Source organism: Microbacterium sp. LMX7-1.2 (genome assembly GCF_040675935.1).
Lineage (GTDB): Bacteria > Actinomycetota > Actinomycetes > Actinomycetales > Microbacteriaceae > Microbacterium.
This window is the reverse complement of record NZ_JBEGIL010000001.1, coordinates 2,925,931-2,937,797: the sequence shown is the minus strand read 5'-3', so window position 1 is coordinate 2,937,797 and position 11,867 is coordinate 2,925,931. Positions and strand designations below refer to the sequence as shown.

12 protein-coding genes are annotated in these 11,867 nt (G+C 70.6%); 5 read left to right on the top strand and 7 right to left on the bottom strand.

All coding sequences use genetic code 11. The annotated features are described in order from the left end of the window. Window position 1: 1 nt before the first annotated feature. From MRBLMX7_RS14360 to MRBLMX7_RS14350, 3 genes are read right to left on the bottom strand one after another with little or no spacing between them, the layout of a single operon-like run. On the bottom strand, window positions 2-1,147 hold the full coding sequence (locus tag MRBLMX7_RS14360; RefSeq protein WP_363369495.1) for an acylneuraminate cytidylyltransferase: 1,146 nt from the start codon (window positions 1,145-1,147) through the stop codon (window positions 2-4). A gap of 37 nt (window positions 1,148-1,184) precedes the next feature. Continuing rightward, window positions 1,185-2,537 (bottom strand): polysialyltransferase family glycosyltransferase, encoded by a 1,353-nt coding sequence (locus tag MRBLMX7_RS14355; RefSeq protein WP_363369493.1) that lies wholly within the window; start codon window positions 2,535-2,537, stop codon window positions 1,185-1,187. Continuing rightward, on the bottom strand, window positions 2,534-3,514 hold the full coding sequence (locus MRBLMX7_RS14350) for a glycosyltransferase family 2 protein (protein WP_363369491.1): 981 nt from the start codon (window positions 3,512-3,514) through the stop codon (window positions 2,534-2,536). Before MRBLMX7_RS14350 ends, MRBLMX7_RS14355 begins: the two co-directional genes overlap by 4 nt. 142 nt (window positions 3,515-3,656) lie before the next feature. Between MRBLMX7_RS14350 and MRBLMX7_RS14345 the strand changes: the two genes are divergently transcribed. Both MRBLMX7_RS14345 and MRBLMX7_RS14340 read left to right on the top strand, forming a co-directional pair. Further along, window positions 3,657-4,541: a hypothetical protein gene (locus tag MRBLMX7_RS14345; protein ID WP_363369489.1), complete on the top strand. Its 885-nt coding sequence runs from the start codon at window positions 3,657-3,659 to the stop codon at window positions 4,539-4,541. A 62-nt stretch (window positions 4,542-4,603) separates the two neighbouring features. Further along, window positions 4,604-4,900 carry a DUF4229 domain-containing protein gene (locus tag MRBLMX7_RS14340; protein WP_363369487.1) on the top strand — a complete coding sequence of 99 codons (297 nt, stop codon included), beginning with the start codon at window positions 4,604-4,606 and terminating at the stop codon, window positions 4,898-4,900. Window positions 4,901-5,036: 136 nt separating this feature from the next. On the opposite strand, the gene MRBLMX7_RS14335 is transcribed toward MRBLMX7_RS14340, so the two are convergent. Genes MRBLMX7_RS14335 through MRBLMX7_RS14325 form a run of 3 tightly spaced genes read right to left on the bottom strand, consistent with a single transcriptional unit; the run spans window position 5,037 to window position 6,848 of the window. After that, entirely contained in the window at window positions 5,037-6,008 is a 972-nt protein-coding gene (locus tag MRBLMX7_RS14335) for a 1,4-dihydroxy-2-naphthoate polyprenyltransferase (RefSeq protein WP_363369486.1), read from the bottom strand. A gap of 36 nt (window positions 6,009-6,044) precedes the next feature. After that, the gene (locus MRBLMX7_RS14330) at window positions 6,045-6,335 is read right to left on the bottom strand and encodes a DUF4287 domain-containing protein (protein ID WP_363369484.1); all 291 of its coding nucleotides are present in this window, start codon (window positions 6,333-6,335) and stop codon (window positions 6,045-6,047) included. 57 nt (window positions 6,336-6,392) lie between these two features. Beyond that, window positions 6,393-6,848 carry an Lrp/AsnC family transcriptional regulator gene (locus MRBLMX7_RS14325; RefSeq protein WP_050722457.1) on the bottom strand — a complete coding sequence of 152 codons (456 nt, stop codon included), beginning with the start codon at window positions 6,846-6,848 and terminating at the stop codon, window positions 6,393-6,395. A gap of 71 nt (window positions 6,849-6,919) precedes the next feature. On the opposite strand from MRBLMX7_RS14325, the gene MRBLMX7_RS14320 reads away from it, so the two are divergent. Then, window positions 6,920-8,350, top strand: a complete 1,431-nt coding sequence (locus MRBLMX7_RS14320) for a DUF6421 family protein (protein WP_363369482.1) — start codon at window positions 6,920-6,922, stop codon at window positions 8,348-8,350. Between the two features lie 115 nt (window positions 8,351-8,465). Then, the gene (locus MRBLMX7_RS14315) at window positions 8,466-9,110 is read left to right on the top strand and encodes an SDR family oxidoreductase (RefSeq protein ID WP_363369480.1); all 645 of its coding nucleotides are present in this window, start codon (window positions 8,466-8,468) and stop codon (window positions 9,108-9,110) included. Window positions 9,111-9,209: 99 nt separating this feature from the next. On the opposite strand, the gene MRBLMX7_RS14310 is transcribed toward MRBLMX7_RS14315, so the two are convergent. Continuing rightward, window positions 9,210-10,682, bottom strand: coding sequence for an MFS transporter (locus tag MRBLMX7_RS14310; protein ID WP_363369478.1), 1,473 nt, complete (start codon window positions 10,680-10,682; stop codon window positions 9,210-9,212). A 62-nt stretch (window positions 10,683-10,744) separates the two neighbouring features. On the opposite strand from MRBLMX7_RS14310, the gene MRBLMX7_RS14305 reads away from it, so the two are divergent. After that, window positions 10,745-11,812 carry a threonine aldolase family protein gene (locus MRBLMX7_RS14305; protein WP_363369476.1) on the top strand — a complete coding sequence of 356 codons (1,068 nt, stop codon included), beginning with the start codon at window positions 10,745-10,747 and terminating at the stop codon, window positions 11,810-11,812. Window positions 11,813-11,867 lie beyond the last annotated feature (55 nt).

The following is an 11,867-nucleotide window of genomic DNA, read 5'->3' as shown; positions in this document are numbered from 1 at the left end:
GTCAGCCCGGCAACACCCGTTCGATCAGCTCGCGCACGGCGCCGTGACCGCCGCGACGGGAGAGCACGACACGCGCCTCGGCGCGCACGCGCGGGTGCGCGTCGGCGACGGCGATCGGCCAGCCCACGATCCGCATCGCAGGCAGGTCGTTCACGTCGTTGCCGAGGTAGGCGATCTCGGCGAGGGCGAGGCCGTTCTCCTCGGCCCATCCGCGCAGCGCGGATTCCTTGTCGTCGATCCCGTGCAGCACCGGCACCTTGAGCTTCTCGGCCCGGGCGCGCACGACCGCGTTCACCTCGGTCGAGAGGATGAGCATGGGGATGCCGGAGCGTCGCAGCAGCGCGACGCCCATGCCGTCCTCACGGCTGACGCGCACGCGCTCGACCCCGTCGGCGTCCACGCTCGCGGTGTCGTCGGTGTGCACGCCGTCGAAATCGGTCACGACGGCCTGCACGCGGATGCGGGCGGGCGACTCGTGCAGGGCGGCGAGCGCGCGGGCGATCTCCAGCTGCTGGGCGTCGTCGATCTCGATCGCCGTCCACTCCGGCACCTCGGCGATGCGGATGCGCCCGAAGAACCGGTGCTGCGCTGCGCGGAAGCCCTCGGCCCCGAAGACGTAGAACGCCCCGGTCTCGAGATAGTGCGGCTCGCGGTCCTGCCGACGGGGGCGATGTCCTGCCTCGTGATTGAGTGCGACGGCTGCGTCGTCGCCCGTGCGCGCCCACAGGAATCCGTAGGTCTCGAACGCCGAGAACACGCTGTCGGCGCGGTCCTCCCGCACCTCGCGCACGGCGGAAGACAGGGCGTCGGAGGGGATGAACGGCGACGTCGCCTGCAGGAACGCGACGACGTCGATGTCGTGTCCGGCCGCGTCGAGCTCGTGCATGGCATGCAGGATCGCGCTCTCGGAGGACGCGGTGTCGCCCGAAATCTCCTCCGGACGACGGATGACGACGGCGCCGACTGAGCTCGCGACCGCGGCGATCTCGGCGTCGTCGGTCGACACCGCCACCAGGTCGACCCCCTCGGCGGCGAGCGCGGTGCGCACGGCCCGTTCGACGAGCGGCACACCGCCGACCCGCTGCACGTTCTTGCGCGGCACTCCCTTGGAGCCGCCGCGAGCGGGGATGATCGCGACCGTCGTCATGCGGTGTCCTCTCGTCCGTCTTCTCTCGTCACGCGCATCAACGCCCACGCAGAGCACGCCACGCGCGCCCCACCCGCCGCCTCGCTCCGAGCGCCGTGAGCTTGAGCTCCTCCACGCGCCCGATTCCCCCGGCGGGACGGATCGCCCGCTGCACGAGGCTCTGCTCCGGGGCTCCCGGCAGGCGCAGCTCGGTCAGGCGCTCCGCGGAGAAGTACCGATCCCGATCGGCAGGACGGATGCCGGCGAGCAGCCGCTCCGCCCGCTCGCGCAGGTGACCGGCGACCACGGGCTGCATCGCGTAGCCCACCGCGTCGATCAGCAGCTGCAGCTGGGCCGGCTCCCGGTACGGGGAGTCCGGACGGGTGAGCACGTCGACGATCGTGGCCGGGATGCGGTTGCTGTTCTCGTAGGGCGTGAGACGCCGCAGCAGGGCATCCGTCCCGACCGCGTCGATGTCGCGGCCGAACAGGGCGCGCACGGTCGGCAGAGCGGTCGAGAACCCGGCGACCACCATCCGCGCGTCGAGTCGTTCGGCGAGCAGTTCGGCCGACAGCGCTCCCCGGTACTCGACGAACTCGATGTCGTGGAACACGGCGCGCTCCCGCAGCGCAGCGGTCACCCGCGGCGGGGCGGCCGGGTGCGGCTTGAAGACGATGCGCCGCGGGGCGTGCCGCAGGGCGCGGTCGATCATGTCGACCTGCAGCGCGACCTCCTCGGCGGCCGTGAGGAGACCGAGCGCCGCGAGGTACTGGCCGAGCACGAGAACCGTCGGACCGTCGACGGGGCCGGGCACGGCGGCGTCGGGATCGCTCGGGACCGCATCCAGAAGCGCCCGACGGAACAGCTCCGGCGCCACGGGCACGGCCTCGGCGTGCGGCGCGCCCACGAGCGGCGCGACTCCCGGCACCACGTCGGCGTGCACGACGCGTCCGATCCGCGCGGTCACCGTGTGCGGCATCCGCACCCTCATCGGCGAGTAGGTCATGAGGCCGTCGCCGATGATCGTGAGGCGCGCCCGGGGGAACAGGGTCATGAGCGTGCGCGTCGGGGCCACCTGCGGGCTCTGCACGAGCAGCTCCAGGTCGTCGGGATCGAGATCCCACGCGCGGGTGAGCAGACGCTCCAGCACCGGCAGTTCCGCCGGCTCGGGCGTCCAGCCGCTCGGATGCAGCGGCCCGAGCAGCGCGTCGAGGTCCTCGATCCGGTCGAAGCGCGCACGTAGACGGGCGAGAGCGGGTTCCGCCGCGATGCCGACCGTGGTCTCGGGCACGCGCGCCGATACGAAGGGCACGAGCAGGCGGTCGCCGTGCGCGCCGAGCAGACCGCCGTCGATCGCGGCGGCGGCGGTCGCGAGACCGTAGGCGCTGTGCAGGGCGAAGAGCTGGGTCACGCGGCACGCCCCACGGTGCGCAGGAGCGGTGCGAGCACCCGTCGACGCGGACCGTCGAGGCGGCGCAGCACCTCGGACGATTCGGCCTGCGGCAGACGACCGAGCAGCTGCCGGATGCCGGAACGCATCTCCGCGCGGAGCCCCGGCGTCATGCGGCGAGCGCGCACGAGGTGCCGGGAGCTCAGCGCCAGCACGCTCCACACCGCCTTGGGCAGGAAGCGTTCGGCCTCGGCATCCGCGCCGACGATGTCGAGCACTTCGCCCATCGCCCTCACGAAGTCGAGCTGCCGCCGGTCACGCACCTGCGTGAGCGAGGTCGAGACCCCCCGCCGGTACAACAGCGCGGGAGCGTCGACCACCGCGAACGAGCGGGCGTTCAGGTGCAGGCGCCAGATCCACGGGCGATCCTCGGCCGTGAACAGACCGGGGGTGAAGTCCGCGAGCCCCTGGTCGAGCACGCGACGGTGCAGCAGCCCCGCCCAGGCGAAGGGATAGTCGACCATGGTCGACTCGTCCTCCGGCAGGATCGCCTCGCGGGGAGAGGCCGCGGTCTCGCGCCAGGCGAACGGCGCCCGCACGAGCGCTCGGGCGCTCCCTCTGACCGTGACGTGGTCGGTGCGCACGAGATCGCAGTCGAGGTCGCGCAGACGGCGCGCGAGCACGTCCAGTCGCTGCGGCTGCATCCAGTCGTCGCCGTCGAGGAACGTGAACGCCTCCCCCTCGACGTGCGCGAGGCCCTGGTTGCGGGCGGTCGCGAGGCCCTGCGGCCGGGGGTTCGCGATCACGGTCGCCCGCGGCATCCGCTCCGCGTAGCTGCGCATGATCGCGCCGGTGTCGTCGCGGGAGCCGTCGTCGATCGCGACGAGTTGCAGCGCCGTCGGATCGTCGAACTGGCGGGTCAGCGTCTCGAGCGTCGTGCCGATATAGGCACCGGCGTCCTTCGCAGGAAGGATGACGGTGACGAGGGGTGTGCGCACGGGTCTCCCGGGGTGGACGGTCCCGGCATGGTGTCAGGCGCTCGTTGCCGACCGGCGACCGGCAGGTGAACGCGGGGTGACTCGCCGGACGCCCCGCACCTCGGGTTCGCGTGATCCGACGCGATCGACCACGATGGAGGGCATGCTCTGGCCGTTCGGAACCACGTGGCGCCCGGTGCGGCAGAAGACGCGCACCGCGGTCGACCTGCGCTGGCTGACCGCGCGGTCGTGGACTCGTCGCTGGTACCCGCAGGGCGTCGACGTGGGCGAGTGGCACGGCCGCCGCACGCTCGCCGTCAGCTGGTTCCGGCAGCGTCTCGACGGGCACCACCTCGCCTCCCGGGTGGCCCTCGTCGACCTGGAGCGGTCGCGGCATCTCGACGTGCTGCTCGCCGTCGAGGACGACGGAGGGCTGCAGCCGGCGCCCATCCACGCGGGTGGGATCGCCTGGTTCGACGACCGCCTGTTCGTCGCGGCGACCGGCAAGGGGATCTGGGAGTTCGACCTGTCGCGCATCCGGCGTGTGCACGGCGCCGAGGCGCGGCGCGTGGCAGGATCCTCGGGGCGCGGGCCGCGCGTGAGCGCTCTCGTCGCGGTGCGCACCCGCGTGCATCCGATCGATCTGCGCTGCTCGTACCTCGGACGCGTGATCGACGCTGACGGGATGCCGGTGGACCGCGTGCTGATCGGCGAGTACAAGCCCGACGACACGGGACGCATCGCGGAGTTCGACCTACCCGAGGACGACGGCGGCTTCGTCGAGCGGGAGCGCTTCTCCCCCGGCATCCCCCGCATGCAGGGGGCCGTGCGCTGGGGCGACCGGCACTTCGTCTCGCAGTCCGACCATCTGCGGCCCGGGACCCTTTGGACCGGCGCTCGGGATGCTCTGACACCGAGCCGCATCCCGCTGCCAGTCGGCTGCGAGGACCTCGCCCTCGACCCCGAGGCGCGGCTGCTGTGGACGCTGGGCGAGCACCCGTGGAAGCGCGTCGTGCGCGGCATCCCGCTCGGCGCGCTGGGGCTCTGACGGCTGCCGTCCGCGTCCGGGCGCTCAGCTCGCTGCTCAGCGCGCGAACGTAGACTGGGAGCGTGAAGAAGCCCGCACCCCTCCTCGTCTACACCGTGCTCCGGCTGCTGGCGTTCCTCGTCCCGCTCGCGATCCTCTGGTTCTTCTTCCCGATCTTCCGGGAGTTCTGGTGGCTCGCCGCGGTCTTCGCCGCCCTGATCGGCGTGAGCATCTCGATGCTGTTCCTGCGCGCACCGCTCACCGACGCGTCCGCGCGGATCCAGGAGCGACGCGACAGCCGCTCCGCGGGAGAGCGCGCGGACGCGGATGCCGAGGACGCGGCCATCGACGCGGACGACGCCGACCACCCCGGTCGCTGACCGCGCCGCCGACCCCGGTCACTGGGTTGTCGAATCTGGGCGGGCCGGGCACAGCTGCGGACTCCCTCGACGACACGCCGGGACCTTCGTTCTGGGGACGGCGTGTCGGCTCTCGACTCCGAAGTCGTGCCCGCCGTCAGCCGGCGAACGCCCAGAACAGCGCACCCGCGTAGAGCAGCGCGGTCAGCGAGGTGAGCGCCAACGCGATCACCAGCTCCTTGGCCTCACGGTACGTCCAGACGATGAGGATCGCCGGGCCTCCCGCGAGCAGCGCGAGGAGTCCGATCCATCCGATCGGATACAGCAGCGCGAGGAACGCGAGGATGCCGAAGGGCGCGAGCACGAACAGCGTGAACAGCACCTGCGTGGCGCGCCGGCCGATCAGCACCGTGAGCGTGCGCTTGCCGACGAGGCGGTCCTGGTCGATGTCGCGGAGGTTGTTAGCGAGCAGCACGGCGCACGCGAACAGACCGGCCGCGATGGCACCGAGCCAGGCCTGCTGCGGGAGTTCGAAGACCTGCACCCAGGTCGTGCCGAGGGTGGCGACGAGGCCGAAGAACACGAAGACGAAGACCTCGCCGAGTCCGAAATAGCCGTAGGGGCGCTTGCCGCCGGTGTAGAACCAGGCCGCGACGATGCAGGCGGCGCCGACCGCCAGCATCCACCACTGGCCGGTGCGCACGACGATCGCGATGCCCACGGCGGCGGCGAGCGCGAAGAACACGAGTCCGATGATCAGCACGGTGCGCGGCTTCACCCGTCCGGAGGCGGTGAGGCGGGCGGGTCCCACGCGCACGGCGTCGGTGCCGCGGATGCCGTCGCTGTAGTCGTTCGTGAAGTTCACGCCGATCTGCAGCAGCACCGCGACCGCGAGGCAGGCGAGCGCGATCACCCAGTGGAACTCGGGACCGGTGCTCCGAGCAGCGCCCGTGCCGATCACGACCGGGGCGACGGCGAGGGGCAGCGTGCGCAGGCGCGCGGCGCCGATCCAGTCGCGTGCCGTGACAGGCCCTGCCTCCACGACCGGACGCTTGGCCGGGTTGCCGCTCGCGTGCGGCGCGGTCCGCCGGGACTTGGTGTTCTTCTTGCGCTGGGAGGATGCTGCCACGCAGGGAATCCTACTGGCCGCGTCTCTCCCGGCCGGTCAGGGATTCGGGTTGGAGTCCTTGCCGTCGAGCCAGAGCGTGTCGGACTTGTCGCCGTGCGCCCCGCCCGTGCCGACATGCTTGTCGCTGATCTTCGGGCCCTTGAGGATCACATGCACCATGGCCTGTGCGTGCCCGTGTCCGAGGCTGTACTCCTGCTTGAGCCAGTTCAGCACGACGGTCGATTTCGTGGTCTCGTCGAACCCCTGCTCCTTCGCGAGCTCGATGAACTGCCGCGGGGTGAGACCGGTCTGGGACTCGACCTTGTCGAGGTAGGCCTGGAAGGACATGCATGCTCCTGACATCGAGGGACATCGATCACGGTATCGCTTCGCGTCCCGCGGCCACTACCCCTCGCCGACGGTGACGATCGGTCGGTGCTCGTAGTAGGTCTGCAGCACCACGGTCGTGCGGGTGTTGACGTTCGCGGCGAGGCGTATGTCGCGCACGAGCTCCTCGAGATCGCGGGGCGTCGCGACGCGCACGAACAGCATGTAGCTCGCGTCGCCCGCGATCGAGTGGCATGCCTCGATCGCGCTGAGGTGCTCCAGGCGATCCGGAGCGTCGTCGGGCTGGGCCGGGTCGAGCGGCGTGATCTCGATGAATGCCGACAGCGGTGCGCCGACCTGCTCGGGGTCGAGCACGGCACGGTAGCCGGTGATCACCCCGCGGGTCTCGAGGCGACGCAACCGGGACTGCACGGCGGAGACGGACAGGCCGACGGCCTCGGACAGCTGGGCGAGGGTCGCCCGTCCGTCACGGGAGATCGCGGCGAGGATCGATCGGTCGACAGCATCATCCATGGATGTAAGATTATCGTCAGGATTCCGCATTGACCGGAATATTTCCTGCAACTACCGCGATCGGAGGTTCCATGTCCACTCCCACCCTGAACTCTCAGGCCATCGTCGGCGAACCCGAGGTCGTCGAGGACGCGTCGATCGCCGAGCAGAGCGCCGCGTGGGCGCAGCTCAAGGACGCCGCGATCGCGATCCGCGAGATGCAGATCAAGGACGGCTCGATCCCGGATGCCGCGCACCACGCCGCCGCGCGTGACCTCGTGTCCGCGATCACGGCGTCGATCCGCGCGCTGGCCCCGGCCTTCCCGCACGACGCCGACTACCTCGCGGCGTCCGTGGTGGACTTTGAGCGCTGGGTCTCGGAGGGCTTCGGCGTGCCCGATTTCCTCGACTCGCTGCTGGCCTTCCAGCCGCAGCAGCACCGCGTCGACGGCATCCGTCACCTCGTCGTGTTCCCGATGTACACGCAGAACGGCTCGAGCGACCGCCTCGTCGAGGCGCTGATCGTCGAGACGATCTGGCCGGAGTTCATCGCCGCGCTCGAAGCCGGCGACTACGGCAACAAGCTGTTCGTCTCGCTGCGCCTCGTGGACTTCACCCCCGGCTACGACACGAACTCGGCCGTGCTGTTCCCCGAGACCGTCGCGATGCGCGAGATCCCTTCGTTCACGTGGGGCGCGATCTTCCAGGACCGCGAGGCCGCCCGCTACCGCCGGGTCACCCGCGCGGCCGCCGAGATCACGAACCTCGACCTGCCGGAGCGCGCCGCGACGATGCTCGACGACCAGGCCCTCACGGAGCGCGCCTTCGTGATGTGGGACATCATCCACGACCGCACGCACATGCGCGGCGACCTGCCGTTCGACCCGTTCATGATCAAGCAGCGGATGCCGTTCTTCCTCTACTCGCTCGAGGAGATGCGCTGCGACATGACCGCGTTCCGCGAGTCGGTGAAGATCGAGCGCGCCCTCGCGGCCCGCATGGATGCCGGAGAGGAGCTCACCGACGCCGAGCGCGAGATGCACGACCACGCCGGTCTCGTGCAGTACGCCGTGATCTTCGACCGGATCTTCCGCTTCGCGATCACCGGCACGCGGGTGCGCAACTACGACGCGGTCGGCGGACAGCTCCTGTTCGCGTGGCTGCACCAGCGCGGCGTGCTGCACTGGACCGACACCGCCCTCGCGTTCGACTGGGACGCCGTGCCGGATGCCGTCGTCGCTCTCGGCGACGCGATCGACGACCTGTACTGGCACTCGATCGACCGCCCGAAGGTGGCCCACTGGCTCGCGGCGTACGAACTGGTGCGCGGCACGCTCACGCCGCACCCGGCGTCGCAGTGGGCCCGCGGATTGTCGGACGAGATCCTCGCCGGTGCTCCCAAGGGGTACACGGATGCCGTGATGGACGACGAGTTCCCGCTGTCGATGTTCTTCGAGACCCTCGACAAGAAGATGAAGCCGGTCATCGAGTCGACCGTCGGCATCCGCGGCGAGGACGACTGATCCGAGCGTGGTTTCTGGGGAGTCCGGTCGACGTTCTGCGGCCGGGCGCGATCTCTGCGGCCACTCCAGGGGGCAGTGGCCGCAGAAGTCGTTCTGATGCGCGAGAGTTGAGCACATGAGCGTCGCACACCGCACGATCGTCCTGGCCGGGGCCACGAGCCCATCCGGCATCGCCCTGACCTCGGCCCTGGTCGCCGCGGGCGCGCGCGTCGTCGCGACCGGGCGCTCCGCCGACCGACTCGCACCTCTGCGCGAACTCGGCGCGGAGGTCGCGGTAGCGGACGCCACGTCGCTCGATGCTATGACCGCTCTCGCCGCCCGTCTGGACACGGTCGACGCCGTGGTCCCGTTGGTCGGCGGATGGCGCGGTGGCGGCGGGCTCGCGGGACAGTCGGACGAGGACTTCGCGGCACTCCTGCCCGCGTTCGAGGCCGTGCGGGCGACGAGTCGCGCGTTCGACCCGCTGCTGCGTTCGGCGGAGGCCGGGCGCTTCGCGATCGTGTCGTCGACCGCGGTTGGGCGTCCGCTCGCCGGCGGGGCGAACTACGCGGCGGTCAAGGCCGCGAGCGAGGCGTGGGCGCGGGCGGTGGCCCAGGGGTATGCGAAGGCGGCACGGGATGCCGGAGAGCCGCTGCGCGCGGCATCCGTGATCTTCCGCGCGAAAGCCCTGAACCCGTCTTCGCTCGCGCCGCGCATCTCGGCGCTGTGGGATGAGGACGCCGCCGCGTTCAACGATCAGATTCGCCTGCTCGACGACTGACGCGCTCAGCGCCCTGCGGCACGGGCGGCACGGGCACGGGCACGGGCACGGGCACGGTACCGCGATGATCGGCGGCCGGCGTCGTGTCCCGCGGCGGGATCATCGGCGAGCGTCGGGGACCTCCGGCGGGAGGCCGCGCACCGGGGCGGGAGCCTCGAGCGCGGATCCGCTCGGGCCCTCTGCATCCGTGTCCGGGCCCGTCTCGGCGGCCGGCGCGTCCACTCCCCCGGAATCCGCCTCCCCACCGGGCAGCTCCTGCTCCGGCGCGTTCGCGTAGAGATCGGTGAGCTTGCGGTAGGACTTCGTGAAGAACGCGAGCGTTCCGACGACCACCATCACGAGACCCGCGAACAGGCAGATCAGGGCGATGCCCCGCGCATCGCCCTCGCCGAGCAACCAGCCCCACTGCTGCCGTCCGGCGCTGGTCTTCATGTAGGGGATCACCATGAACTCCGCAATAGGAGCGATCAGGAACGCGGTCACCGGAGCCGCCGCGGCCTCCATCGCGGCGGCGACGCCGAACACGCGCCCCTGCCGGTCGAAGCGCACGACCTTCTGGATCACGGTCTGCTCCGCCGCCTCGGCGGGAGGCACCAGCGCCATATAGATCCACATCCCGACCACGTACAGCGGCCACCACTCGCGCAGCATGAACACCGCCCCGAGCAGTCCCATCGCGATCACGACGAGCAGCAGCGTGCGCATGGGTTTCTTGCCGAGGCCGAACTTGGCCACGAGGCCGCCGCCGATCAAGAACCCGGTGGAGGCGAAGGCGAGGGCGAAGCCCCAGGTCTGCGCGTCGAAGAGCGTGAGCCCGTAGGGATCCATGAGCGCCATGTAGACGCCGCCGATCAGGTTGTTGAACGTCGAGAAGACGATCAGCGCGAAGAGTCCGGGCGCGAGGCGGATCGCCGCGACGCTGCCGCGGAAGTCGAGGGCACTCGAAGCCTCGGGGTCGGGCGCCGGGGTGCCCTCCGGGATGCGGATGAACAGCAGGTGCACGAAGGTCAGCACCATCGCCGCGATCGCGATGCCCAGGGTCCAGCCCATGCCGAGGAACCCGATGGACAGTCCGGAGAACACGCTCGTCACGAGGAACGCGAGTCCCTGCACCGTGCCGACGAGTCCGTTCGCGTTCGCCCGCCGCTCCTCGGGCACGAGCAGGGTGACCGTCGTCGAGAGCGCGATGTTGCGCATCTGCTCGATCACGCCGCCGAACAGGATGAGGATCGAGAACGCCCAGAACCACGGCCCGCCCAGGTCGAGGATCGCCGACTCCGGCTGCCAGACGTAGAGGATGCCGGCGAGGAGGAACGCCACAGCCGAGACGACGCTCGACAACAGCATGACGGTGTGCTTGCGATGACGATCGACGATCGTGCCGAAGATCATCGCGAAGAAGGCGATGAACAGCATGTAGGCGCCGCCGATGATGCCCGTCGCGAGCACCGACTGCGTCTCGATGTAGACCCAGAACGTGAGCGCGAACCACAGGAAGCTCGTCGTCACGTTGGCGATCAGCGTGTTGACGAGAACGTTCGCGAAGGCCGTCTTCGCCGGGGTGCGTTCCATGGGTCCGAGGGTAGGGGGTGCCTCCGACATCCGGTAGGGCGTCCGCGGATTAGGCTTGACCGGTGAGCATTCAGCATGACCCCGCGATCCGCGGCTTCGCGAGCGACAACTACTCCGGTGTGCACCCCGAGGTGCTCGAGGCGATCGCCCGGGCGAACGGCGGACACCAGATCGCGTACGGAGAGGACGCCTACACCGAGCGTCTGCAGGAGGTGTTCCGCGACCACTTCGGCGAGGGCGTCCAGGCGTTCCCGGTGTTCAACGGCACGGGCGCGAACGTCACCGGCATCCAGTCGATGCTCCCCCGCTGGGGCGCCGTGATCGCCGCATCCACCGCCCACATCAACGTCGACGAGGGCGGCGCCCCCGAGCGCATCGGCGGGTTCAAGATCCTCGCCGTCCCCACAGACGACGGCAAGCTCACGCCCGAGCTCGTCGACCGCGAGGCCTGGGGCTGGGGCGACGAGCATCGCGCGCAGCCGCTCGTCGTCTCGATCACGCAGTCCACCGAACTCGGCACCCTCTACTCGGTCGACGAGATCCGTACACTCGCCGACCACGCGCACGAGCACGGCATGCGACTGCACCTGGACGGCGCCCGGATCTCGAACGCCGCGGCCGCGCTCGACCTGCCGCTGCGCGCATTCACCCGCGACGCCGGCGTCGACGTGTTGAGCTTCGGGGGCACAAAGAACGGGGCGATGCTGGGCGAGGCCATCGTCGTGCTGAACCCCGAGGCGTCGACCGGCCTCACATACTCGCGCAAGTTCAACATGCAGCTGTCGTCGAAGATGCGGTTCGTGTCCGCTCAGCTCATCGCACTGCTCGAGGGCGACCTCTGGCTGCGCAACGCCCGACACGCGAACGCCATGGCCCAGCGCCTGCGCGGCTCGATCGAGGCCGGGATCGCGGACGGCGCCATCCGCGGCGTGGAGTTCACGCAGCCCACGCAGTCGAACGGCGTGTTCGCCACTCTGCCCGAGGGCGTCGCGGATCGGCTGCGCGAGAGCTTCCGCTTCTACGACTGGGATGCCGCTCGGCGCGAGGTCCGCTGGATGTGCGGCTTCGACACCGAGGAGTCCGACGTCGACCAGTTCGTCGCCGCGCTCGCGCGGCTCACCTCCGCCTGAGCTCCGCCTGAGCGCTCTCCGTCCGCGCTGCTCTGCGGCGGTCCGCTCGCCGACG